This is a genomic window from Proteiniphilum acetatigenes DSM 18083 (assembly GCF_000380985.1).
Lineage (GTDB): Bacteria > Bacteroidota > Bacteroidia > Bacteroidales > Dysgonomonadaceae > Proteiniphilum > Proteiniphilum acetatigenes.
The window spans coordinates 374,961-399,684 of sequence record NZ_KB905692.1 but is presented as its reverse complement, the minus strand read 5'-3'; the positions used below and the strand labels follow the sequence as shown (position 1 = coordinate 399,684).

19 protein-coding genes are annotated in these 24,724 nt (G+C 43.8%); 6 read left to right on the top strand and 13 right to left on the bottom strand.

Features of this window, described 5'->3' with window-relative positions; all coding sequences use genetic code 11:
* Nucleotides 1-18: 18 nt before the first annotated feature.
* From F597_RS0101365 to F597_RS19915, 3 genes are all read left to right on the top strand, one after another.
* A complete protein-coding gene (locus F597_RS0101365) occupies nt 19-789 on the top strand; it encodes a polyprenol monophosphomannose synthase (protein ID WP_019537914.1) in 771 nt (256 codons plus the stop codon).
* Nucleotides 786-2,126, top strand: coding sequence for a dihydroorotase (locus F597_RS0101360; protein ID WP_019537913.1), 1,341 nt, complete (start codon nt 786-788; stop codon nt 2,124-2,126). The genes F597_RS0101365 and F597_RS0101360 overlap by 4 nt, the downstream gene beginning before the upstream one ends.
* Nucleotides 2,127-2,227: 101 nt before the next feature.
* A complete protein-coding gene (locus tag F597_RS19915) occupies nt 2,228-3,307 on the top strand; it encodes a glycosyltransferase family protein (RefSeq protein ID WP_019537912.1) in 1,080 nt (359 codons plus the stop codon).
* A gap of 397 nt (nt 3,308-3,704) precedes the next feature.
* Here the strand turns inward: F597_RS19915 and F597_RS0101350 are convergent, their stop codons facing one another.
* The 8 genes from F597_RS0101350 to F597_RS0101315 all read right to left on the bottom strand — a co-directional run bounded on the left by F597_RS0101350 (nt 3,705) and on the right by F597_RS0101315 (nt 16,628).
* Nucleotides 3,705-5,300 (bottom strand): RagB/SusD family nutrient uptake outer membrane protein, encoded by a 1,596-nt coding sequence (locus F597_RS0101350; protein WP_019537911.1) that lies wholly within the window; start codon nt 5,298-5,300, stop codon nt 3,705-3,707.
* A 12-nt stretch (nt 5,301-5,312) separates the two neighbouring features.
* Nucleotides 5,313-8,705 carry a TonB-dependent receptor gene (locus F597_RS0101345; RefSeq protein WP_019537910.1) on the bottom strand — a complete coding sequence of 1,131 codons (3,393 nt, stop codon included), beginning with the start codon at nt 8,703-8,705 and terminating at the stop codon, nt 5,313-5,315.
* 110 nt (nt 8,706-8,815) lie between these two features.
* Complete coding sequence (locus F597_RS0101340; protein ID WP_019537909.1) at nt 8,816-9,979, bottom strand: FecR family protein; 1,164 nt, start codon at nt 9,977-9,979, stop codon at nt 8,816-8,818.
* A gap of 154 nt (nt 9,980-10,133) precedes the next feature.
* Entirely contained in the window at nt 10,134-10,655 is a 522-nt protein-coding gene (locus F597_RS0101335; RefSeq protein ID WP_019537908.1) for an RNA polymerase sigma factor, read from the bottom strand.
* A 186-nt stretch (nt 10,656-10,841) separates the two neighbouring features.
* The gene (aroB, locus tag F597_RS0101330) at nt 10,842-11,897 is read right to left on the bottom strand and encodes a 3-dehydroquinate synthase (RefSeq protein ID WP_019537907.1); all 1,056 of its coding nucleotides are present in this window, start codon (nt 11,895-11,897) and stop codon (nt 10,842-10,844) included.
* 11 nt (nt 11,898-11,908) lie between these two features.
* Entirely contained in the window at nt 11,909-14,893 is a 2,985-nt protein-coding gene (locus F597_RS0101325) for a serine hydrolase domain-containing protein (RefSeq protein ID WP_245541969.1), read from the bottom strand.
* 79 nt (nt 14,894-14,972) lie between these two features.
* Nucleotides 14,973-15,806 (bottom strand): bifunctional metallophosphatase/5'-nucleotidase, encoded by an 834-nt coding sequence (locus tag F597_RS0101320; protein ID WP_019537905.1) that lies wholly within the window; start codon nt 15,804-15,806, stop codon nt 14,973-14,975.
* 72 nt (nt 15,807-15,878) lie between these two features.
* Nucleotides 15,879-16,628: a 5'-nucleotidase C-terminal domain-containing protein gene (locus F597_RS0101315; RefSeq protein ID WP_026326996.1), complete on the bottom strand. Its 750-nt coding sequence runs from the start codon at nt 16,626-16,628 to the stop codon at nt 15,879-15,881.
* A gap of 211 nt (nt 16,629-16,839) precedes the next feature.
* Here F597_RS0101315 and rplS point away from each other — a divergent pair, with 211 nt between their 5' ends.
* Together rplS and recO are read left to right on the top strand one after the other, a co-directional pair.
* Nucleotides 16,840-17,190, top strand: a complete 351-nt coding sequence (gene rplS, locus F597_RS0101310; RefSeq protein ID WP_019537903.1) for a 50S ribosomal protein L19 — start codon at nt 16,840-16,842, stop codon at nt 17,188-17,190.
* Between the two features lie 169 nt (nt 17,191-17,359).
* Complete coding sequence (gene recO, locus F597_RS0101305; RefSeq protein WP_026326995.1) at nt 17,360-18,082, top strand: DNA repair protein RecO; 723 nt, start codon at nt 17,360-17,362, stop codon at nt 18,080-18,082.
* Between the two features lie 133 nt (nt 18,083-18,215).
* Here recO and F597_RS0101300 read toward each other — a convergent pair whose 3' ends face one another.
* From F597_RS0101300 to F597_RS0101280, 5 genes are all read right to left on the bottom strand, one after another.
* The gene (locus F597_RS0101300) at nt 18,216-18,842 is read right to left on the bottom strand and encodes a thiamine diphosphokinase (protein ID WP_019537901.1); all 627 of its coding nucleotides are present in this window, start codon (nt 18,840-18,842) and stop codon (nt 18,216-18,218) included.
* A 128-nt stretch (nt 18,843-18,970) separates the two neighbouring features.
* A complete protein-coding gene (ric, locus tag F597_RS0101295; protein WP_019537900.1) occupies nt 18,971-19,699 on the bottom strand; it encodes an iron-sulfur cluster repair di-iron protein in 729 nt (242 codons plus the stop codon).
* A gap of 75 nt (nt 19,700-19,774) precedes the next feature.
* Complete coding sequence (locus F597_RS0101290) at nt 19,775-22,006, bottom strand: nitric-oxide reductase large subunit (protein WP_019537899.1); 2,232 nt, start codon at nt 22,004-22,006, stop codon at nt 19,775-19,777.
* Nucleotides 22,007-22,032: 26 nt separating this feature from the next.
* Nucleotides 22,033-22,494 (bottom strand): hypothetical protein, encoded by a 462-nt coding sequence (locus tag F597_RS0101285; protein ID WP_019537898.1) that lies wholly within the window; start codon nt 22,492-22,494, stop codon nt 22,033-22,035.
* A 127-nt stretch (nt 22,495-22,621) separates the two neighbouring features.
* Nucleotides 22,622-23,074 carry an RrF2 family transcriptional regulator gene (locus tag F597_RS0101280; protein ID WP_221406080.1) on the bottom strand — a complete coding sequence of 151 codons (453 nt, stop codon included), beginning with the start codon at nt 23,072-23,074 and terminating at the stop codon, nt 22,622-22,624.
* Nucleotides 23,075-23,697: 623 nt separating this feature from the next.
* On the opposite strand from F597_RS0101280, the gene F597_RS0101275 reads away from it, so the two are divergent.
* Nucleotides 23,698-24,645: a thiamine pyrophosphate-dependent dehydrogenase E1 component subunit alpha gene (locus tag F597_RS0101275; protein WP_281167168.1), complete on the top strand. Its 948-nt coding sequence runs from the start codon at nt 23,698-23,700 to the stop codon at nt 24,643-24,645.
* Nucleotides 24,646-24,724 lie beyond the last annotated feature (79 nt).

Sequence of the window (24,724 nt, the reverse complement as noted above, 5' to 3'; positions counted from 1 at the left end):
TGAAAAAATTTCTCCTTTATGTCAGACAGTATTGTACTCATACCTACCTACAATGAAAAAGAGAATATCGAGAATATCATCAGGGCGGTTTTTGCTTTGGAGAAGGATTTTCATATTCTGGTGATTGACGACGGATCTCCCGACGGAACGGCTTCCATAGTGCACAATTTAATATCGGAAGAGTTTAGCGGTCGCCTGTTCATCGAGGAAAGGATAGGTAAGCTAGGCCTGGGTACCGCCTATATTCATGGGTTCAAATGGGCATTGGCACGCTCTTATGGCTATATTTTTGAGATGGATGCCGATTTTTCACACAATCCTGATGATCTTCCCAGGCTGTATTCTGCCTGTCACGACGAGGGGTACGATGTTTCCGTCGGATCTCGTTATGTTACCGGCGTGAATGTGGTAAACTGGCCGATAGGACGTGTGTTAATGTCTTACTTTGCCTCGAAGTATGTACGTGTTATCACAGGGCTTAATGTAAAGGATACCACTGCCGGATTTGTCTGCTACCGGCGGAAAGTGTTAGAAACAATTGACCTCGATCATATCAGGTTCAAAGGATATGCTTTCCAGATCGAAATGAAATATACGGCTTATGTGCTTGGATTCAGGATAAAAGAGGTTTCGGTGATCTTTGTGAACAGAAGGCTCGGCACCTCAAAGATGAACTCAAGCATTTTCGGCGAAGCATTTTTCGGAGTGATTGACCTGCGTCGCCGTAAAGCCACCGGAAAAATAAAATCACGTCCCGAAGAGATCGGGATAATAAACCGCTCATCATGATTCTTATTCATAAGGCAACAATAATTAACGAGGGAAGCAGTTTTACCGGATCGCTGCTTCTGGAAGGAGAAAGGATTTCCCGGATTTTCAGGGAAGAGGTGCCGGAAGCGGTGCTGAATGCCTGCCGGCAGGTGATCGATGCCCGCGGTTTGTGGCTGATGCCGGGAGTGATCGACGACCAGGTACATTTTCGTGATCCCGGACTCACACATAAAGGAGATATCTATACCGAAAGTCGTGCGGCAGTGGCAGGAGGTGTGACTTCTTATATGGAAATGCCCAATACCAATCCGCAGACGGTCACCTGGGATGCCCTTTGCCAAAAAATGGAAATGGCGGCAGGAAAATCAGTCGCCAATTTCTCTTTTTATCTGGGAGCTACCAATGATAATATGGGCGAACTGAGAAAAGCGGATTATAAGCAGATCTGTGGAGTGAAAGTCTTTATGGGCTCCTCCACGGGGAATATGCTGGTGGATAATGACCAGGCGCTTCAACGGATCTTTGCCGAAGTCGATACGCTGATCGCCACCCATTGTGAGAAAGAGGAAATCATCCGAAAAAATATCGATACCTATAAAAAGAAATATGGTGAATTCATCCCTATTCAGTATCATCCGATAATCCGCAGTGCAGAAGCATGTTATCAGTCATCAGCCCATGCCGTGGAACTGGCCGATAAATATGGTTCGAAGTTGCATGTGTTACATCTTTCTACTGCCCGCGAGATGAGTCTGTTTGAAGTGAAGCCGTTGGAAGAGAAAAAGATCACAGCCGAAGTATGTGTACACCATTTATGGTTCTCCGATGAGGATTATGAAAAACTGGGAGCGCGCATTAAATGGAATCCTGCCGTAAAAACGGCAGAAGACAGGGAGGTTTTGCGGGAAGCGTTGAAAACCGGTAAACTCGATGTAGTGGCTACCGATCACGCACCTCATTTGTTGAGTGAAAAAGAGGGTGGGGTATTGCAGGCTGCCTCAGGAGGCCCGTTGGTACAGCACTCCCTGCAGGTGATGTTTGAATTGATGAAAAAAGGACTTTACAGCAAGGAGCTGGTGATTGAAAAGATGTGTCATGCACCGGCGCAACTATTCCGGATTCGAGGGAGAGGGTTTATTAGAGAGGGTTATTATGCTGATCTGGTATTGGTCGATCCTTCGACGCCATATACCGTCACTCCGGAGAACCTGCTTTACAAATGCGGCTGGTCACCCTTTGAGGGAGAAACCTTTGGTTGTTCAATCCATACGACTTTGGTTAACGGAAATATTGTCTACCAAAATGGAAGTGTGACTGAAGGCGTGTTTGGAAAGGTGCTTGAATTCAACAGATAACAAAAGGGTTCAGTACTTTGATGAGAATTAACCCCGTTTGTTGCGGATTGTGTGGCAATTTTGTATTTTTGTGCCGAAGTTTCTATTTAAAATCTTAACGAGTGAGATTTCTGTTTACTGTGCAGGGCGAGGGGAGAGGGCATTACACACAGGCACTATCCCTGGCTGCCGTCCTTCGTAAGCATGGCCACGAGGTGGTTGCTGTGCTTATCGGCAAGAGTGATTCCCGGCAAACCCCTGCTTTCTTCATCAACAAGATTGGAGCTCCCTTGTTTGAATTCGATAGCCCCAGTTTTACCTCTTTCTACAAGCAAAAGCGTCCCAATATTCTGATAAGCATGGCGAATAATATTTTTCGCCCTTTTGTTTTCAAGGATAGCCTGCAATTTATCAAGCAAAAAATTGAAGAACTGAAACCCGATAAGGTGATTAATTTCTATGAGATGATTACCGGTATGGCATATGGTATCTATCGCTTCGATAAAAAGATGGGGATAGAGATGATTACCCTTGCGCATCAGTATGTACTGCTCAACCCACATTATAAAACGACTGCAGAGCAGGATATGAAATACTACTTCCTGCGGATGCTCTCCAGGATCACTTCTACCCGGGCCTCTAAGATACTGGCACTCTCTTTCCGGGATATGCCGGGGTCGAAAGAAAAAAGGATCGTGACTGTTCCGCCTTTATTGAGATCGGAAGTATTTGACATTGAGCCTTCCGAAGGGGATTATATCCACGGTTATATGCTGAATGCCGGCTATTTTGACGAGGTATCGGAGTGGCATAAAAAACATCCTGAAGTTCCGTTACGTTTTTTCTGGGATAAGAAAGAGGCGGAAGAGGTAACACAGATTAATGATAATTTTACGCTGCATAAGCTGAATGATGAAGGGTTCCTGCGCAGTATGGCCGGATGTATGGGTTATGCTACCACATCGGGGTTCGAGTCTCTCTGCGAGGCCCTCTATTACCGGAAGCCCACCCTCATGGTACCCGTCCATGTGGAACAGGAGTTTAACGCATATGATGCAGGCCTCTCAGGTGTGGGTATCTCAGCTAAAAAATTCAAATTGAATAAACTTCTCGAATTTATACCCGAATACGCTCCCGATGAGAATTTCAGGGAGTGGGTACACCAGGCCGAAGCCCGGTTTATTGAGGAGATTTGTGGGTAAATGACCGGACGAATACATGCACGGATAAGATTCCGCATGTAATCGCCGGATCTCTCCCGGTATCTTATCTGTTTGAAGTATTTCCACTCAGACGAGTTCATCGGTCTCTATACCCAATGCGGCTGCTTTCTCCAGATAATGATACCCGATGTTCACTACCTGGATGCTCCCATCAGGGTTTAATGACCGAATGTTAGGAAGCGTGTTTTGTGTGTACTTTTGTATAACTATCGAATGTGTTGTGCACAAATATGATTATTTCCTATGTAACGTACATAGGCACGTTCGCTAATAAAAATAATAACCCAACCATTTACTTGTAAAATAGTTGGGTTATTATTGTCTTTATGAAAAACCCCGAAAATACGGTTTTGCGGCCAAAAATGGGGTGATCCAATTAATATCCTGCATTTTGCGACCAGTTGGTGTTAGTGTTTAGCACATATGTCGGAATAGGAAAGATACGACGGAATTTCTGATTTTTGGCATTAGGATTGACGATGTGCTTGAATCCCCAGTCATCTTCAAATTTACCAAACCGGATCAAATCGTTTCTACGCCAACTTTCGTCAGCAAACTCACGGGCACGTTCGTCAAGCAAATCATCCAGGGTTGGGTTACCGGTCACCAGAGGAGCATTTACATAGGCACGTATCTGGTTCATCAGTGAAACCGGTGTATCTCCTCCGGTAGCAGATGCACCGCGCATTATCGCTTCAGCCTTCATCAATAACACATCGGCATAGCGGAAGATAGGAACATCATTACTTTGATTACGGCTTTGTGCACTGGTTGTCTTCAGATCCATATAAAACTTAACGGATCGATATCCCTGTGATCTTCCTTTCAGGTCGTTCCCTACGTCAAGGGTTTGCATATCAATCAACTCTATCTCTTTTGTCAAGGTTACATGCACACCACTCACAATCCAGGGAGTTGTGGTAGCCTTGTAGGTTACCGGATCACGTACATAAAGCGGTCCGCCGATTATCTGCTGGTTTCGGTCATCACCTTCCAGTGAAAATTTATCCACAAACTCCGGATTGTACACAAAGTTACCTCCCACACTGCTGGGAAGATTGATTCCATAAAAGCCGCTGTTGCCGCTGCGGTGTGTCCAGAAGCGAGCATAAGTCATCCCCTGTTGTGATTGACGGTCGAAAGGCATCGCGTAGATAAAGTCTTTGACATGTGGACCATTCTCAGGGATAAATTTAGAAAGGTAAGGGTCGGTAAGGTCAAATTTGCCCGATGCAATAATATCGTCACACATGGCCACCACATCATTCAATTTCACATTGGGTATATCGGGAGAATAGGTTGCCACATCTGCTGAAGTATAAACTGCCCAATTCAGATAAAGCTTTGCCAGAAGTGCCTCAGCCATATAGCGTGTGGGCTTGCCATAGGTAGATGCATCCACATTGGTGGGGAGCAGGTCGACCACTTCCAATAACTCTTTTTCAATATATTTTGCCACTTCAGCACGGGATGCACGATCTATTGCCTCATCTTCCTCAAGAAGACGATCCAACAAGGGCACATCTCCGTAGCTATCCATCAATACCCAGAAATAGTAGGCACGGACAGCACGTACCGGTGCTGTTACAGCCGCCTCCTCACCACCCATCTCTATAATTGCCCTGTTGCATCTTGTAATACCTCCTGTTAATGTTTCGAAGTATCCGATAGTCGCATCATCGGGTGTCCATGAGTGAAGAGACATATGTGCATAGCGTCCGTTGTCGTAATAATCACCACTTAGCGATACACCGGTCACCTCATCAGAAGAGAGCGTTTGAGCATGGTGATAGTCTCGTCCCAGTGGTTCACGCATCACATAATAGACATCAGCTGTTTTTGCTTCCGCAGCAATTTCAGAATCGGGGAAGGCGGTGTATTGCGACTTGATATCCACGTCAAGATCGGTACAACTTGCAATCCATGAAAACAGTAAAAACGATAAGAGCAATTTTATATATCTGAATTTCATATTATTACGATTTTAAAAATTAACATTTACTCCCAACATAAGTGTACGGGTACGCGGATAGGTTTGACGGTTATCGATACCGGGCTCCAACCCGCCCAGACTCATCTCCGGATCGATCCCTTTATAACCGGTAATGGTTATCAGGTTATTACCTGTTACAAATAGACGAAGTCCTTTGATATACTCATTGATCGCACCAAAGTTATACCCCAGTGTAAGGGACGAGAGCCGCACGTAGTCCCCTCTTTCCAGATAACGATCTGATGGTGCGTGCGAATTATAGTCTGTGGCTAAGTTATCATCAAACATAGAAGCCAACACGTTTTTACCATTACCTACACTGGCGTAATTACTCAAAAATGCACGGGTACCATTCATGATCTTATTGCCGAAAACGCCCTGGAAGAATGCGGTCAAGGTCCAGTTCTTATAACTCAACGTATTATTCCACCCCAGCGTGAGTACCGGTTGTGCCGAACCGGTTGCAGTACGGTCGTCATACAGAGGCTTGGCAGTGGTAACCAATTCTCCGGTTTGGTTGTCAAGATAACGACCGTCACCCTGTTTACTTACCTTTGAGGCAAAATCTTCTCCGTAGAGATCTCTCAGGCTACCTTCACCATACACATAGAAGTGGGATACCCCCTCATTATATCCCGCCCATTGCCAGGTATAGAATTGTCCGATAGGATAGCCCTCCATAACCCGCTGCTGAGTTGCTGTAGCAAATCCGGCAGCATTAAGGTTGGCACGGTCGAAATAGTCAACGGAATAAGTATCATTGGAAAGTCTCTCTACCCGGTTTTTATTGTGAGAAAGGTTTAGAGAAGTCTCCCAATTGAAATTATTCGTTTTTACAGGAATTGCAGTAAGGCTTAACTCAACTCCTTTATTACTCACTTCTCCCACGTTAGCAGTCAACCAGTTATAGGGATACCTTGTTGTAGACACCTGATAGTCGGCAATCAGGTCCTTCGTACTTTTATTGTAATACTCAATGGTACCATTCAATCGGTTGTTGAATAAGGTGAAATCTATACCTACATTAAACATACCGGTACGTTCCCATTTCAGGTCGGGATTCGCATTACGGGTGGGACCGAGTGTATGTACCAGTTCCGTTTCTCCGGAAGGGGTTACATATTCAAACCATCCTGTTGCACCATATACCTGTGTAGCAGTGAAAACGTCAAAACCCAGCGCATTCCCGCTTATGCCATATCCCAATCGCAGTTTTAAATCATCAAACAGATTTAAATCTTTGATAAAACTCTCTTCTGAAATACGCCAGGCCACAGAGGCAGATGGGAATGTAGCCCAGCGGTTGTTTTTCCCGAAAGCAGAGGAGCCGTCCCGACGAAGGGTCGCCTGAAGCATATACTTGCTGTTAAAAGAGTAATTGGCACGGCCGTAAAAAGAGATCATTCGCAGTGTTGACAGCATATAGCGGCCATCTCCTAAGCCGAGACCATTGATATCTACTTTATTCCCCATTCCCAGATTGTAGTAAGAGAGCGCATCGTTATAAAAATTATAAGTGGTCAATTTGAATCCATCGTTGTCGTTACTCTCTTCCCAGGAATAGCCAGCCATCAACCCCAGTTTGTGAATATCCCTAAAAGTGCGGTCATAGTTAAAATAGCTTTCTAACACTTTTTTCTTATTGTTTACCGTAGACCGGTCGGCCTTTCCATTCATACCCAAGGCAATCAGAGACTGTGTGGTATTATAATTGCTGAAAATATACTGTTCATTTTGATAAGCCAGACTCATGTTGTACAAAAGACCTTTTGCTATTTCCAGGGAAGCTTTGGCATTACCCTGTATCTGCTTATTCTCCGTATCATACATGTTTTCATAGATCAACGCTACCGGGTTATAGTTCTGAGAGATCCCGCTGTCTTCATACCAGGTGCCGTCTTCATTCCTGACAGGGACAAGCGGAGAGTAATAACTCATCGCATCCAGCACACTCTGTCCCTGACCGTCAAAAGGCACACTACGCCGGTTCGTAATACTTGTGTTGATATTGAACGACAGTGTAAGCCGATTATTCATCCCTTTCGCTTCCATAAAAGCACGACCGGTCAGTCGATCCATATCGGTACCTTTGATAACTCCCTGACGTTCCATGTAATTGATACTTGAGTTATAAGAAGCCTGTTCCGATCCACCACTGATAGAAACATTATGGTTATGACTCCATCCTGTCCGCTGGACTTCTTTCTGCCAATCGGTGTTCGCTCCCAGGTCATTCACCAGAGTGATGTTGTTCTCTCTGGCATAACGACGCAATTGATCTCCATCCATTACGTCCCAGTTCTTCAGTATTTCGTCTGAAGCGATATAGGCGCTGTAATTAATACTTGTATATCCCGCCCTGCCTTTTTTCGTATTAATGATGATTACACCATTGGCAGCTTTTGAACCATAGATGGCGGTTGCCGTGGCATCACGTAACACATCTATACTCTCTATATCATCCGGAGCAATCAGCGCCAGGGACATACCCGGCACCCCATCGATCACATAGTAAGGTTCCTGTGCAGCCCCATCACGAAATGTCGAGGCACCCCGCAGTGTAATGGAAGGGGAACCGTTCGGATTGCTACTCTGTGTGATAGTCAATCCCGGTACTTTACCCTGTAATAACTGAGCAGGATCAGAGAAAACTCCTACATTCAATTTTTCGGCCGAAACAGTTGTGATGGAACTGGTCACATCTTTACGTGCCATACTTCCATAACCTATTACGACCAATTCTTCCAATGATTGCATATCTTCCTGCAAAGTGATTTGCATAGTATTTCTGCCTACAGTGTTGATCTTTTGCGTTAGATACCCGATATATGAAATGTGCAGTACGGCATTCTCATCAACACTCAAAATGAAATTCCCGTCCACATCCGTCACTGTACCGTTCGTTGTGCCTTGTTCTATAATATTGGCACCGATAATCGGTTCTCCTTGCACATCGGTGATTTTTCCGGTAATGGTCTTTTTTGTTTGTTGAGGTTGAGGCGATAGCTCAGTACCAGCTTCTTTCCGTTTATTGACCAGAATATACCGGTCATTGATTGTATATTCATAGATATCGGGAAGCACTTGTTCCAACACCGTTTGAATGTCTGCATTTTTTGCTTTCACGCTTACTTTTACCGAGGTATTTACCTGATCGTTGTTGTAGAAGAATTCAAATTCGCTTTGTCTGCGAATAATGTCGAAGACTTCTTCCAACTCCACATTTTTGAGATCCAGATCCAGCGATGTAATCTGGGCGTAGGTTTGTCCGGCCCACACTAAATTGGAACTCAACAGCAAAAAGAAAAAAACGAGTTTCATGATACAAAATAGTTTCTTTAATTCCTGTAAAAGGAATTGTTGTTTAAGTTTCTTTTTTTTCATAACTTTGAGTGCTTTAAATGAATTGTTGATTGATAAGTTCTAAAGAATGGTAACAGTTTTTTTAATGCATAAGGCTGCCCGAAAGGCCTAAGATCGGGCGGCCTTTTTTCTTATTTGTACAGGATTATTTTATCTCCTTCAGATCTGTATTGAATGTCTGTAACCGACTGTATATGATCCAGTAAATAATTAAGCGGCCTTGCTTTCTCAGCGCTTCCGGTAAACCGCATTTTCCCTATATCCGGGCTTTCATATATGATCGTGAAATCATACCATCTTTCCAATTGGGCAAATATCTCAGTTAAAGGCTGATTTCTAAATACGAATTCTCCTCTTACCCAGGCTGTATAAATATCCGTATTTACCTGCAGAACGGATATTTCGTCGGATGATTTATCCAACCGGAAATTGTGTGCGGGTTTTAACAGAAAGGTTTCCTGGTTTTCAGGCAGACGGATACGGATGCTGCCTTCTACTAAAGTGGCATTGACATACGGATTTGTCTGATATGCATTGATATTGAACGAGGTTCCCAGTACTTCGATCATAAGATCCGGAGTTTGGATTATAAAAGGTTTTTCGTCTTTTTTTACTTCAAAATAAGCTTCTCCGGTCAACTCTACACTACGTGTATCTCCTTCAAAATAAGAAGGAAATGTCAATTGCGACTCTGAATTAAGAAAGACTTTAGACCCATCTGATAGTACCAGTTCATATTCGCTGGATTTGGGTACATATATAGTTTGTTGTTCTATTGTTTTCTTAACAGGTGTTGTCTTTTGAAAACTTATAATTCCCTGATTATTATTTGAAATAATGGTGCCATCCTCTTTTTTTACTTCAAAGGATTCGGATAGATCGATCATTTCACCTTTCATTGAAAGAAGATATGCTTTTTTAGATCCCGGATCAAAAATATTTTTTTCTACTTTTTCGGGAGAGGTATTTTCCTGTAAGGTGAAATAATTTAGTGCTATAATAGATAGTGCGATGACTGCAGCAGAAGAAACAGCGTATTTAAACCATTTTTTTTGAAACAAGGGCTTTTTTCTTTCAGTATTCAGGCAAAGCTTACCGGAGATAGTATTGAAAATCTTATCCTTATCAAATAGTTCGTCATTTTGTCTTCCCTCTTTTAATGATCGGTAAAGCTTTCTGTTTTCAATATCTTCATTAAGCCAACGTTGAAAATGTCTGTCATCTTCAGGTATCTCTTCACTTAATACCTTTAATAACAGTTTCCATTTATCAATTATATTTTTTTCTATTTTCATACGATTTATTTACTCCTTTTCTTATCGGTGTATGGAACTCGCTTTTAATCATATCCTTAGCTGAAAATAATGTTTCCGCTCGTTTCAACATATTGTTGCTTATTTACCCTATCACACAACGATTTTGAAAAAGTATTATTCAAATACTGCATCTTTATCCTATTTTTTCTTTCAGAATCCGATAAGCTTTAGATACCTGTACTTTAACAGTGTTGACGGATATACCCAATAGGCTGGCAACTTCAACATATTTCTTCTTCTCCAGGGTTGTCATTACAAATATTTTTTTACATCTGTCGGGTAATTCGTCAATAGCCTTTAGGAGCAGCCTTTTTAATTCTTCAAGATCCTCATCGCGCACATCGTCGTCAATCAGATCTATCGTAATTTCATAACCATATACAAAACGCTTATTATCTCTGAGATAATTCAATGATGCGTTGTAAACGGATTTATAAGCGTAGGCTTTAAAAGAACAGTTATCAGGCAGTATATCCCTCTTTTCCCAGCAACGGATAAAAAAATCCTGTACGATATCTGCCGATGCCGAAGAATCACCGGTTATCTTATATGCCCAGACGAAAAGCAGGTCGCTATAGAGATAAAATATCCTTTTAAAGATTCTTTCATCCCCAGTCTTTAATTTTTTTATGAACCTGTTTTCTTCGTTTTTCATAGACTCTTTCTCAGAAAGATATGTAAAAGGAAACACTAATACTTGTAAAAAGTATTATTTAAAAACTACTTTTAACATTTTTTGTATTGATACATAGGAAATCATTCCGGAAATTTCGGAATGAGGTATTACGGATACAGTATGAGAACACCATTCCGTATTGTTCAGGTTATTCAACCAGTATTATTATAGGCCTACCGAATCCCTGTAAAAATCGAACGCATCGAAAACTAACTCTTTGTCGGCTGTCTGGTCGATCCGTATATCCCCTATATCGCCCAATAGGGTGAAATGGATGGTATCACCTATATTTTTCTTGTCATGCCGGGCTATTTCGTACAATGCCTCATAATGATCGCACGTGATGGGGAACGCGCCATAGTGTTCCTGGATAAAACGAACAGTCCTTTGTAGTTTTTCTTTCGGGAAACCACAAAGCCTGTATGATAGCCAGAGTTCCACAATCATCCCCCATGCCACGGCATAACCATGTGGGACAGGCTTTTCGTTGTTCATGGCAAAACTCTCAAATGCATGGGCGGTAGTGTGCCCGAAATTCAATGCTTTCCGGATATTTTTCTCGTAGGGATCTTTTTCCACGACCTCCTGTTTGATCTTCACCGAACGGAAGACCAGTTCGTTGAGCTTTGAATAATCTATCTTATCGAAAGAATAGGCAAGGATATCTTCCCATTCCGCAGCCGAATGGATCAATGCATGCTTGATCATCTCCGCGTATCCCGACAAGATCGCTGCACGGTCGAGTGTATGGAAAAAATCGGAAGAGATGATGACCGATTCGGAAGAATAAAAAGAACCGATCTCATTTTTATATCCTCCGAAGTTGATGCCGGTCTTCCCGCCTACGGCCGCATCTACTGCTCCAAGCAACGTGGTGGAAATATTGATATAACTGATACCTCGTTTAAAGGTCGCTGCAGCAAAGCCACCCAAATCGGTGACCATGCCTCCTCCCAGATTCACCAGCAATGAATGGCGTGTAGCACCGTTCTCGGTGAGGAGCTGCCAGACCCTGCACAGATTTTCAATTGTTTTGTTGGTATCTCCTGCGGGTATCACGATCTCCCTGGCTTCACGCAACAAAGGTATCCTTTCAAGCAGGGGAAGGCAATGGGTGTGCGTATTTTCGTCTGTGAGAATAAACAGTTTATCGTGCCGGATGTTTTGAATTGCTTTCTCCACATCAGTTGTAATATGATCGCTTTTGATGATTTGCTGCATAGCTTATATTTCTAATCGGTTGTTTTTGGAGTTCTTATTGTTTTCAGGGCGTGATACAACTCTTCCTGAATACGTTCTCTGGTGCTGAGTGTCGATAACCGGTTCGGGGTCCGGGCAGGGTTTACCCTGTTGGAAAGGAAGATATAGATCATATTGTACGTCGGATCGATCCAGAAGCTGGTGCCGGTGAATCCTGTGTGGCCGTATACTTCGATAGGAGTCCCCGGGCTGGTCGGACTGTATCTGTTTGTGGGGTCGGGTTTATCGAAACCCAACCCACGGCGGCTGATACTGCTTTTTGTCGTGGTAAAGAGTCTTACCGTTTCTTCGCTCAGATAACGCTCTCCTCCGTATTCTCCTCCGTTAAGCCACATCTGATAGATCTTAACCAGGTCGTTGGCATTGGAAAAGAGTCCTGCGTTACCCGATATTCCTCCGAAGAGGGCTGCGCCTTCGTCATGCACATAGCCCCGTACATGTTGCTTGCGGAAAAAAGGATCATCCTCAGTCGCCGGGATCCTTTCAAGAGGGATATATTTCAATGGCTGGAAGGTGGTGGTAGATGCTCCCAGCTTATGGTAGAAATTCTGTTTCACGTAAGTATCCAGATCCGTTCCCGAAACAGACTCTATTGCTTCCTTCAACAGCATGAAGTTGAGACAGCTGTATCTGTAACTTCCTTTGCGGCTCAACGGAGTATCGATGATCTCTTTCAAAAGCTTGTCGTGCATCTTGTTGCTTGCATACAGTCCTTTGGCGACTGGAAGATGGAATTGTTCCGATTCCCGTGTAGAGATCAGATCCGGAAGAAATTTGTAATCGGTACGACCCCAGGCACCTGCATAGCGGGCGTGATAAACAGCCGAATTCTTGCCGAACAGCGAACCGGAATAGCTTTTTTCATCAATGGCCGTGGTATAGTAAGGAATAAAAGAGGCTACTCCTGTCTCATGTAACAACAAGGATCGTATGGTGAGGTTTGCCTTATTGCTTCCTTTGGTTTCCGGGACAAATTTACTGAGGGGATCCTGAAGACGTATCTTCTTTTCGTCATATAGTTTCATGATGGCAGGAAGGGTCGCGGTCGCTTTTGTGACAGAGGCAAGATCATAGACCGTCTCGTCTGTCACCTCAGTGCCATCCCTGTAATCGAATTTACCGAACTCCCTTTCATAGATTATCACACCATCTTTTGCCACTAATATCTGACATCCCGGATAGGCTCTTTGTCTGATCCCTTCCAATGCGATACTTTCTATCTCGTTGAACCTCTCCGAGGATAATCCTACCTCTTCGGGCACGGAATAGCCGAGACGGTTCTTGTTTGTGTCGAAGCCTGTACCTTCCTGCAATATATCAGTGGATACCGGAAGTTTTCCACTGATAGCGATCCCTCCGAAAATACCCTGTGCGGCACTCATCTGGGCAAAATCGGTAGCATCGTAAGCCATGACAACAGCTGTAGCGTTGTTGACCGAAGCCTGGAAATTATCTACCCTGTAAGGTGAGGTGAAAAATGTCAACACTGTTTTTTGATCTTTCGTCAGTTGTTGTAGTGCTGCGGCATCAGCGGCATTGTTTGAATGGATGGAGATAATGACCAGGTCATACTCTTTCAATCCTTTTATTTCGGGCAGTGCTGCTGTGGATTGAGCGCTGAAAGTGGCTACGGGAGCATATTTTTTCAGATACTTGTGAAATGTGTTGTTAGCCGTAGTGCCAATGGACAAGGCCGCAATCTTTGTCTCATCGAGTTTTTTCACCGGGATCAGATCTTTCTCATTTTTAAGGAGCGTAAGAGCGCCGTCGTAGATCTTTTTTTGTACCCATTCTGCGGAAGATGTATTTACACGGCTGTGTACGGAGGATGTATTAATAGGAGTGAATTTGTTTGCTCCGAGGATATATTTATAGGAAAGTATTTTCAGTACCTTTTCTTCGAGGAGTGATGTGGGGATTGTACCGTCTTCGACTGCTTTTTTTACCGAGGCGAATTCTTTACCCTGGTTTATAACCCCCAATATGATATCATTACCTGCCAATAGCGCTTTTATACTTGCTTCGGGTTGGTCTGAAACACCCTTCATGGCCATACCATCGGTAAAAGTGAGGCCGGTAAAACCCATTTCCTCCTTGAGAAGGCGTATACCGACCTCCGGTGAAAGCGATGCTGGCATTCCTTTTGTCTGCAATGCCGGTACGTTCAGGTGTCCTGTCATCATTCCCGATAATCCGGCGTTGATATATTCACGGAACGGGAGCAGTTCCACCTGTTCCAGCCGCTCGCGGTTGTGAGCGATAGTCGGCAAGGTCTTGTGCGAATCTTCCGATGTGTCACCGTGCCCGGGGAAGTGCTTGGCTACCGACATCACACCGTTTTCTTCCAATCCTTTTGCATAGGCAATTCCATTCTTTGCTGTATTGACCGGATTCTCTCCGTAGGAACGTGTGCCGATAATGGGGTTTTTCGGATTGCTATGTACGTCGAGTGAAGGGGCAAAATTGATATGGATGCCCATCTCTTTACATTGGCGCGCCACCTCTTGGCCGTAGAGTTTTATTATCTCTTCATCCTGTATAGCACCTATGATCATATTCCGTGGATATTTCGGAGCGTCTGTTAATCGCATGGACAATCCCCACTCACCGTCGAGGGAGACCAAAAGCGGAATATCAGCGACCTGTTGGGCATAATTGGTAATATCGGCCTGCTGTACCAATGTCCCTTTTGAGAATAGTAATCCTCCTACTTTCTGATTCCGGATATATCCTGATATTCTGGTCTTCCAACTGCTATTAGGTTCCACGATAGGCATAAAAAGCTGGCCTACCTTTTCGTCGAGGGTCATTTTCGTATATACCGAATCCACCCACCGCGTCATTCCCTCCTTATCCGTCTGTTCATACAGATTGGTAAACACCTGCGCTGATACAAGCACCGGGTATATAATAGAAATGCATAAAAAAAGCATCTTTTTCCTCATTGGTCTCTTCATACCGTTCTCCTCTTAACTCAATTACTAATTACCAATTACTAATCAGCACCTTCCCACCTTTCCCACCTTTCCACTTTTTTCACCGTTTTATTTTCTCCAATTCCACATCTATTCTTCCTACATAGATTCCGCGTCCGTTGGTCTGATAGATCATCACCTGTTTGTTATCGGGATTTTCCCGGATCTCCGGTTCTTTCATATAAGTATGGCTATGTCCGCCGATGATCAGATCGATATTACGGGTTGACTCTGCCAATGTCAAATCCTGCTGGTAACCCAGATGGGAGAGACAGACCACCATATCGCATTTATGATGCGTACGGAGTTGCTCTGCCAATTCGTTGGCCGTTTTTACAGGATCCAGGAATTTCATCCCCTTGTAATTGTCGGTGGCAATCAATCCCTGCGGTCGTACACCGATACCGATGATACCGATCCGGATGCCGTCTCTTTTCAGGATAATATAGGGCTTGACGAGTCCCGCTAATGCTGTCCGGGAAAAATCGTAATTGCTGGTGATGATAGGAAAGTCGGCTTTGCGTATCACCTCTTCGAGCACTTCCATCCCGTAATCGAACTCATGGTTACCCAACGTAGCGGCATCGTACTTCATCAGGTTCATAGCTTTTACCTCTACCTCCCCTTTGAAAAGATTGAAATAGGGTGTACCCTGCAGAAAATCTCCGGCATCGAAAAGGAGTACGTTTTTGTTCTCTTTTCTGACTTCATCCACATAAGAGGCCCGCCGTACCACTCCCCCTTTGCCGGGAGCCGTCCTGTCGGTTTCCGGCAAAGGTTCGATGCGGCTATGAGTATCGTTGGTATGAAGAATGACAATCTTCTTTTGCGAGAATGCCGGAAAAGAGAGAAATAACGAGAGGCAAAGTATAATGAGATTGTTTGTTGAATGCATACTTATATTTGATTAGTAGATTTGATGATGTGATGATTTGCTGATTAATCAATAAATCATCGAATTATCATATCAATGAATTATAATGCGACCATCGAGTACGGATTCGATCTCTTCTCCGCGCCGGGTCTGTTCTTTTACCCAGTCGATCATCACATCGCGTAATGTGACACCTGTATTTACGCTGGTGATGGCATCACGGAAAGCGCTCATATTGTCGTTCCCTTCAGCCAGATAGTCGAGTGTGACGATGTGGTAAATTTTATTTTTATCAATGGGTTGTCCATCGATTGTGACACTTTTTACTTTTCTTTTATCGATAACCAGTTTTACATTCGATGAGATGCCTGCCCCGCCTATACGTGCATAGGCATCAAACATCTTCTTCAGGTCATTTCCCTTCAATTCCAGGAAGGTAATAGTATTGTCGAAAGAGTAAATTTCATAGAGATTGCCGATGGTTACATCCCCTGCAGGAAGTGTGGCGCGATGTCCGTGGACGTTCATTACCCCTATATCTGCCCCGTCCGGCAAATGCTCGTCGCCGTAAGATTTCATGACATCCGACGTGAGGTTGGTCAGCAGACTCTCAGGTCTTCTGTAATCCATATATTGGGTCGACCTGCCGATCACGACATTCATTTCCCGGTCGAGTTCCGTTTTATAGGATTGTACGAGTGCTTCCATCTGCGAGTGAGAATGGGTATCGAGTGCAGAGTTCATCTCGACAATAGTACCGGACATCTCTGTGATCCTGTATTGTTGATTACAAGAAAGAAACAGGATAGCCATACAGGCAATCCACATTATTTTTAATCGCATGTTATTATGTTATTGTGTAAAACAGCTCAAAAGTACATTTTTTTACCTTCTGCGTCAAGACGTAGATCAAAAATAAACATTAAATTGTATTTTATATGGCAGATTAAAGAAAATTTTCTACCTTTGCATCCGCTTTGCGTAATCTCTGTCGGCCACAGGCCGTTATATTGCGTTTCAAAGGGTTAATTATTAACATAAAGCTTGATAGAAGATGGATTTAATAAAGATCGCGGAAGAGGCTTTCGCGGGAGAAAAGAAAGAATTTCCCAGATTCAAGAGCGGTGACACGATCACAGTGGCTTATCGTATTGCGGAAGGGAACAAAGAGCGTATACAGCAGTATCGCGGTGTGGTGATCAAGATCGCCGGTCACGGAGACGCCAAGCGTTTTACCGTAAGAAAGATGTCTGACAATATTGGTGTGGAACGTATCTTCCCGATGAACTCTCCTTTCATCGAAAATATTACGTTGAACAGCGAAGGTAAAGTACGCAGAACAAAATTGTATTACCTGCGCAAACTACGTGGAAAAGCTGCCCGCATCAAGAAAAAAGTGTATTGATATACTGCAGTGTAAAATATATAAGCTCCGGATTTTTCGGGGCTTTTTTTATTTAGAGAGTATTTGGTCATTTTAAATAAAGTTCCTACCTTTCTATAGGCAAATCAAAAGTTGAACTTTATAATTGTCTGTTTTTGTCTATACAACCTGTAATCAACTGAATCCGGATATGCTTCACAAAACAGAAGGTATAGTACTTGGTACCACTTCCTACAGCGACACCTATTCGATCGCGCATCTTTTTACGCGTGATTTCGGTCGGGTTTCCTACCTGTTGCCCATGTCGCGCGGGAAAAGGACAAAAATACGGAACTCGCTTTTCTTTCCATTATCGGTGTTGCATCTGGAAGTAGAACATATGCCGTTGCGTGATGTTCAGAGGCTGAAAGAGGTGGAAAGGCAATTTCCGTTATACGAACTGTGTGCCAATATGACAAAAGTGTCACTGGCTTTTTTTATTTCGGAATTTTTATCGTTTGTACTTCGCGAATCGGACAATAACGAATTAACCTTCGATTACCTGAAAAATTCGATAGAGACGCTGGAGGCTGCTGAAAAGGGATTAGCGAATTTTCACCTGGCGCTCATGATGGGATTAACCCGTTTTCTGGGTATTTACCCTAATACGGAATTTACCATGGAGCGTTCGTTCTTCGATCTGCAGCATGGTGTGTTTGTAGTGAGTGAACCGATGCATTCTTATTATCTGAACAGGAGAGAGAGCGCTTACCTGCGTGATCTCTATCGCATCAACTACGGCAATATGCATCTTTTCAAACTATCGCGGAATAACCGGAATGAGATTGTGGACCAGTTGTTGGACTACTACCGGTTACATGTCTATAATTTCCCTCCGCTGAAATCACTGGAAGTGTTACGGGAAATGGGGTAGGGGTTATAAAGTGAATTTTCTTAGGAACGAGAGCATAGGCAAGCTTGCTTGTGCTATGCCGAGTGACGACAGAAAATCAACGGAGTTAAAAACTAAAAGTGAAAAATTACAGAATGATTGGTGATAAGGGGTATTATTTATACACCTGAAAAACAATCACCCGTCCTTGAGGTTCAATGGTGAAAGAATCTCCCAACGACTCATTCAACGATCCCTGCCACCAGTTTGTCAGTATTCTTCCTTTGACCGGATATTTCAGGTTATGGGTAGTGAGTTCTTTGGGGTCGATAGCGAAAATAGAAACCTGTTCCCCTTTGTAACTTTTAAATTCCTTCGAAGACTGAATGGGGGTAAAGATGCCCCAGTCGGTAACCATAACAACCTTTGCTATCTCTGCATAATCGGCCAATAGCGATATGTTCCCAATGGTGTGATCTTCCCGTTTTCCGGTTCCCCCTACGATAATAATTTCTTGTATCCCATTTTCGACACAAAACCGTACAGACTTCGTGAGGTCATTTGTTTCCTGGTCGGGATCGGGGTGCAGGACGCCGGCAAAGCGAATCCTGTTCTCTTCCGAGATGGAATCGCAGTCGCCCACAATGGCGTCCGGTACCCCTCCCCGGGCAATAAAATCGTTGGCAGCGCCGTCGCAACAAACTATATACTCCGCCTCTTCGATATACGAAAGGGGAACAGTATGATTCGGAAACCGTCCATTGGCAATGATTACCGCCGTGGTAACCTTGTTTCTATCCATCTTTTACAGCTTTGATTCTACTCTCATCGAATGAAATAGTTGGTGCAAAGGTATAAAAGATGAACCAATGAAAGACGACCTCCGGTGTAAATTCTCGTTTTGTTTAGCGAAAAACGCTACCTCGTTACTTACAGCCTTTCCAGTTCCTGCTCCAACTCAATTGATTTGGGGAACAGTATATTGTTCTCCAGATGAATATGGCGGTGCAGATCCTCTTCAAACTCCTTCAGCAGGCTCAACGTTACCCGGTAGGTATTGCAGGCATCTTCGGGTGGAGTATAGTTATCGGTCAGTTCACTGATCCTTCTGAATCGCTCACCTTCAGCAGAATGTTCGTGTTCCATCTGCTCAATATAGGTAGCAGCCGAACCTAAGCCCGTCTGAGGTCTTTTTCCGTTGGTTAGCTGAGCTTTTACCAGCAGGCGGATATAAGGGAACAGCATCAACTCCTCTTTTTTCAGATGGGCCGAAAGGTCTCTTGTCGAATCGAAAAAGAGTTGCTCTACTTCCGTTAATTCGGGATGATTGCCACTGTGTACACTCACCACTTTCCGCAGGAACGGAGTGATTTCAGGGATTTTCTTTTCTACGTAGCGATGGTGTGTTTTCTCAATATAATCAGCTAAAAGGTCGGGCGGAAACGCTTTGACGTCGATATCTCCCGCTTCCTTTTTGTTGATCACTTCAGAGAGCTCATCAAGGAGCCTCTTTTCATCTATCTGTTTTTTACTGCAAGCATCGGCTATTGTCCTGTTTCCGCTGCAGCAGAAGTCAATATTGTATTTTTTAAATACCGATGCTGCCTTGTAGTTTTCAGCTACAATTTTACCTACGATACTTTGACTGTTTATATCCATAATAATACATATTTTAGAGAGCTTCCCCCGGCCTTTTTTGAGAATGAACGGGGGAGATGCTCCGGAAGTGAATAATTATTGCTTATTTTTCTTGATTGTCAATGTGTATACAAACCAGAAAAGGGCGAGCGTACCTATGGCAAAGACAGTGTCGCCCACAATCCGTAACCATTTGAACACGCTAACCAATGGCTGTTGCATGAACTCGGCGGAGCGGGCAAACCACATACCTTCCTTGACACTGGCAACAGTTTGCATCAATCCGACCGGCAGCAGGCTCAATACAACCATGAGGAACAATCCGATATTGAGTGTCCAGAAGGTGAATGAGATGAGTTTATCGTTCCATTTCCGTTTCCGGTACATGCTGCGTAAAACAAACAGTATAAGTCCGATGCCTAACATGCCGTAAACCCCGAAGAGCGCCGCATGGCCATGTACCGGTGTAGTGTTCAGTCCCTGCATATAATAGAGGGCGATAGGCGGATTGATGATGAACCCAAAAATCCCTGCTCCCAGGAAATTCCAGAATGAGACCGAAAGCAGAAAGTAAATGGGCCATTTGTAATCTGCCAGCCATTCAGTGGCTTTACTCATCCGGTAGTTGTGGTAGGCTTCGAATCCGATCAATACGAGCGGAACCACTTCGAGTGCACTGAATGTAGCTCCCAGAGCCATGACTGCCGTCGGTGTTCCGGTGAAATAAAGGTGATGGAAGGTACCCAGGATACCACCTGTCAGGAAGATGACAGTCGCAAAAAGTACGTTATTGGTCGCCGATTTGATACCGAGTAATCCCATACGTGTAAAGAGGAAGGCAGCCACTACGGTGGCGAATACCTCGAAGAAGCCTTCTACCCAAAGGTGTACTACCCACCAGCGCCAGTATTCGGCCACGGCAAGGTTGGTTGTCCGGCCCCACATCAGTCCCGCACCATAGAATAGTGCGATGGCGGCACAAGAGATCAGGAACAGGATCAACAATCCTCTTTCTGAAGTTCCCCTTTTGATGATGGGCAGGATAGGACGGATCATCAGAGTTAACCAGAGGAATAGCCCTACTACCAGAAGCAATTGCCAGAAACGTCCCAGGTCTACATACTCATATCCCTGATGGCCGAACCAGAAGTTGTTGACAAGATTGAGCCGTTGCATCACTCCAAACCACTGTCCGATCATAGATCCGGCTACTACGATAAGCAAGGCGATGAAAAGAAGATTTACTCCCAGTTTCTGATATTTGGGATCTCTTCCGCTCAGCGAGGGGGCGATATATAACCCGGTGGCCAGCCATGCAGTAGCTATCCAGAAGATAGCCAACTGGATATGCCAGGTACGGGTGATAGAGTAGGGAATGAATTTAGCGATGTTGATGCCGTAGAAACCATCTCCTTCCACTCCGTAGTGTGCAGTGATCACGCCCAGCAGCACTTGTATCAGGATCAGCAGGTTTACTATCCAGAAGTATTTTTTGACCGCCCACATAGAGGGAGTGATGGTCTGGTTCATCAGCGGGTCTTCCACCGGTTTGAGCGTTTCCTCCTGACGGGTGCGTGCCTGTACGAAGATCATAATACCAATTCCCAGCAACAGCATGATGATACTGAATCCTGTCCAGAGTACCAGATCGCTGGTAGGAACATTGCCTATCTGTTCGTCCGGCGGCCAGTTATGTGTGTAGGTTACGTCCGAACCAGGACGTTCCGTTACACATGCCCAGGAGGCCCAGAAAAAGAACTGTGCCATTTTTTCCATCCTCTCCTCCGATTTGATGGTGTTTTTCGCAATGGCATAGTCGGAGCGCAACTTGTCCAGAGCAGGGTCGTCCATAAAGAGGCCGGCATAATGCTGCTTATTGTGAAGAAAAGCCTCATACCGTTCGCTGTGAATGGTGAGTGTTCGGGTTACCGCATCGTAGGTGTTTACCCTGAGGAATTCCTGTAGCCTCGACTCCAGCGATGCCCGTTCGGCAGCGGATAATGCGCTGAACTCCTTCCCGTAATCGGCCTGAGACCATTTATTCAGAAGGTACTGTGCTTCCCGGTGCAGATAGTCGGCTGTCCAGTCGGGTGCCACATAAGCGCCATGGCCCCAGACAGTGCCAATCTCTTGTCCTCCAATGCTCTGCCAGATGTTTTGGCCGTCTTTGATGTCGTTGCCGGTAAATAATAGCTCTCCCGACTCGTTAATTACCCGTTCGGGAACGGGCGGTGCCTGTTGATAGATTTGAGCGCCGTAAAACAGTAGTACGGCAAACGATAGCCCTACCACCAGTGCAAATGCAATCCATAATTTTTTCTGTGTCATACTGAATCATTTTTAGGTTAGAACTTTTATGATATGATGCGGATTGATCTTAAAAAATGAATACCTGTTATGATCAGGCAGACAACCTTAACTACTTCTGTTCCTACATAGTAAAAATGGAGAGGTGATGACGGTACTTCAAGCCCTTGTTGGTAAAGCGGAATGCGTGCGTCGAGTGCAGGTAGTAGCCAAAGGGTTTGTATGATGAGTATCAGTAGTGCGATCAGGAATAATATCCGGGGTAGGTTTATCCCTATTCCACGATGAAGCAGGAACAGATCCACCGCCATAAGAATGGCAAATACCCATTCTACTTTGTTCAACGCTTTAAATATCAGGCTCCCGATACCCAGCCCTAACGGGAGGGTTACGCCGGGCGCCCTGAATTTTAACCACGCCTCCATGAAACTGATAGCACACACAAATCCTATCCAGAGAAAAACAATAGGGAATGCCACCATGTAAAGTTGAATCTCTTTCGTTTGCATCTTTTCTGATTTTAGCTGTGATTATGAATGTTGTTTGACTATTCTGTTTTTGGTAAGCCTGGTAAAACCAGGTGGGTTGATCTCCTTTTTATTTCAGATAATTTTGTCGTAAATTATCTGAAAAAAATTATCGCTTCAGCAGGGTTTCCCTGTTTTTAATTCCCATTGCCAGCTCGTAAGCTGTGGTGTTTTGCAGGACACCCCTCATTTCTTTCCTGATCTCTTCCACAGAATAATGCATGGGACAGGGGCGTTTTGCATCACATTGCTCCAATCCCAGTGCACAACCTTCGAAAAAAGTATTTCCATCGATAGCCCTGACGATATCGGCTACTGTGACAGAATGAAGATTTTCACGTTTGATCTCAAAGCCGCCATTGGGTCCTGTATAGGATTCCACAATACCGTTCTTTGATAACAATCCCAGTATCTTTCCCGTAAAAGCTTCGGGAGAGCCGATATTCTGTACAATATCGCCAATTTTAACCCTTCTATCCTTCAGTGACTGAGAAGCAATATACAGGGTAGCCCTTATTCCATATTCGCAAGCTTTCGAGAACATATAATCTATTTTTGCCAAAGATATATTATTTTTTATTTACGACAAAAAAGTCTTAAATATTTTTTATCCGGGAAAATTTACTTTTCATCCTGTAGATTTTCTGTCGTTACTCGGCATAGTTTAAGTAAACTTCTTTTGCTCTCACTTACTCGCAGATTTCTGTTTTAGTTTGTAACGTATTTATTGTTTGTTCTCTAAAAAAGTTTTTGTTCTTGATTCCTGGCTGTTCGATAGATGAATATTTAATAAAACATAAAAGGAGAGCTTTTTCAAACAATAGGATTGAAAAACTGTTCTTATGTAGAATTGTTCTAATTATTAAAGGATACACTAAGAAATATTTATAGAGCGTTTTCGTTAAGCTAAATGAGCAGAAGACAGCTGACGACAAGCTGAAACCAAAAAAAACTTGTTTGAGTTTTGGTGGAATGCGAAGGAAGAAGACAAAGTCAACCTTGCTTGGATTATGCATAGCGGGAACTATTTCTTTAAGTGAGTACAGAGGCAAAATCTGTTTTAACTATGTCGAGCGAAGAAATAAAATAGTGGAATATAATTCAGAACGACTAATTTTAATGAAATGAAAGTAAGCTGCTATGGCCAAAACAAAATCAAAAAAAAGTGAATTAACAAAAGAGAAAATGTTGCACATGCATCGGTTGATGCTTGATATCCGGAATTTCGATAGCAAGGTGAACCGGCTTGTGAAAAAGGGGAAGATACCCGGGATGACGCATTTCTCTATAGGGGAGGAAGCTGCTAATGTGGGCGCAATTGGTGCAATAAAGGCCGGATTTGATCTGATTACTTCCAATCACCGTGGACACGGGCAAAGTATTGCATTGGAGATAGACCTCAACGGAATGATGGCTGAAATCATGGGAAAAGCTACAGGAACCTGTAAAGGGAAAGGTGGCTCCATGCATATTGCCGATCTCGACGGAGGGAATTTAGGTGCGAACGGGATTGTAGGCGGAGGAATGGGAATGGCCATTGGCGCCGCACTCACTCAGAAAATGAAAAAAACGGGAAAGATCGTTCTCTGTTGTTTTGGCGATGGTGCCTGTAACGAAGGAACTTTCCATGAGACATTGAATATGGCCTCCATCTGGAAGTTACCTGTGATTTTCTATTCCATTAATAATATGTATGGGATCAGTACCCCGATTAAAGATGTGATCAATATCGATTACAATTATCAACGTGCGTGTGCTTATGGAATTCCGGGACACTTTATTGAAGATGGGAATGATTTGCTTTCTGTCTACAATAAATTCGAGGAGATAGTGCAGTATGTACGTGATGGCAATGGCCCGGTACTGGTGGAAGCGATCACCTACAGATGGTTAGGACATTCTACCTCGGATCCTGGAAAATACCGGACTAAAGAAGAGGTGGATGAATGGAAACAAAAAGATCCGATTGAGCGTTTCAAAAAATACCTTCTTGAAAATAAAATAGCTACCGCACAGGAGATCGAGGCGATAGAGAAAGCATCTGAGGATGCGGTAGAAGAATCTGTGAAATTTGCATTGAGCAGTCCGGAACCGACACTGGAATCGGCATTTGAAGACATTTTTGCAGATTAATTTTAAAATAAACCCCAATAAAAATGACATAATGCAGAGACTTCATCGTCTCTGTCGCTTATACAAAATAACAACAGCA

Bases quoted from the DNA above. Each gene is read 5' to 3' on its own strand.
- F597_RS0101365 (WP_019537914.1), top strand. From the start codon at position 19: ATGTCAGACAGTATTGTACTCATACCTACCTACAATGAAAAAGAGAAT.
- F597_RS0101360 (WP_019537913.1), top strand. From the start codon at position 786: ATGATTCTTATTCATAAGGCAACAATAATTAACGAGGGAAGCAGTTTT.
- F597_RS0101350 (WP_019537911.1), bottom strand. From the start codon at position 5,300: ATGAAATTCAGATATATAAAATTGCTCTTATCGTTTTTACTGTTTTCA.
- F597_RS0101345 (WP_019537910.1), bottom strand. From the start codon at position 8,705: ATGAAAAAAAAGAAACTTAAACAACAATTCCTTTTACAGGAATTAAAG.
- F597_RS0101340 (WP_019537909.1), bottom strand. From the start codon at position 9,979: ATGAAAATAGAAAAAAATATAATTGATAAATGGAAACTGTTATTAAAG.
- F597_RS0101335 (WP_019537908.1), bottom strand. From the start codon at position 10,655: ATGAAAAACGAAGAAAACAGGTTCATAAAAAAATTAAAGACTGGGGAT.
- aroB (WP_019537907.1), bottom strand. From the start codon at position 11,897: ATGCAGCAAATCATCAAAAGCGATCATATTACAACTGATGTGGAGAAA.
- F597_RS0101325 (WP_245541969.1), bottom strand. From the start codon at position 14,893: ATGAAGAGACCAATGAGGAAAAAGATGCTTTTTTTATGCATTTCTATT.
- F597_RS0101320 (WP_019537905.1), bottom strand. From the start codon at position 15,806: ATGCATTCAACAAACAATCTCATTATACTTTGCCTCTCGTTATTTCTC.
- F597_RS0101315 (WP_026326996.1), bottom strand. From the start codon at position 16,628: ATGCGATTAAAAATAATGTGGATTGCCTGTATGGCTATCCTGTTTCTT.
- rplS (WP_019537903.1), top strand. From the start codon at position 16,840: ATGGATTTAATAAAGATCGCGGAAGAGGCTTTCGCGGGAGAAAAGAAA.
- recO (WP_026326995.1), top strand. From the start codon at position 17,360: ATGCTTCACAAAACAGAAGGTATAGTACTTGGTACCACTTCCTACAGC.
- F597_RS0101300 (WP_019537901.1), bottom strand. From the start codon at position 18,842: ATGGATAGAAACAAGGTTACCACGGCGGTAATCATTGCCAATGGACGG.
- ric (WP_019537900.1), bottom strand. From the start codon at position 19,699: ATGGATATAAACAGTCAAAGTATCGTAGGTAAAATTGTAGCTGAAAAC.
- F597_RS0101290 (WP_019537899.1), bottom strand. From the start codon at position 22,006: ATGACACAGAAAAAATTATGGATTGCATTTGCACTGGTGGTAGGGCTA.
- F597_RS0101285 (WP_019537898.1), bottom strand. From the start codon at position 22,494: ATGCAAACGAAAGAGATTCAACTTTACATGGTGGCATTCCCTATTGTT.
- F597_RS0101275 (WP_281167168.1), top strand. From the start codon at position 23,698: ATGTTGCACATGCATCGGTTGATGCTTGATATCCGGAATTTCGATAGC.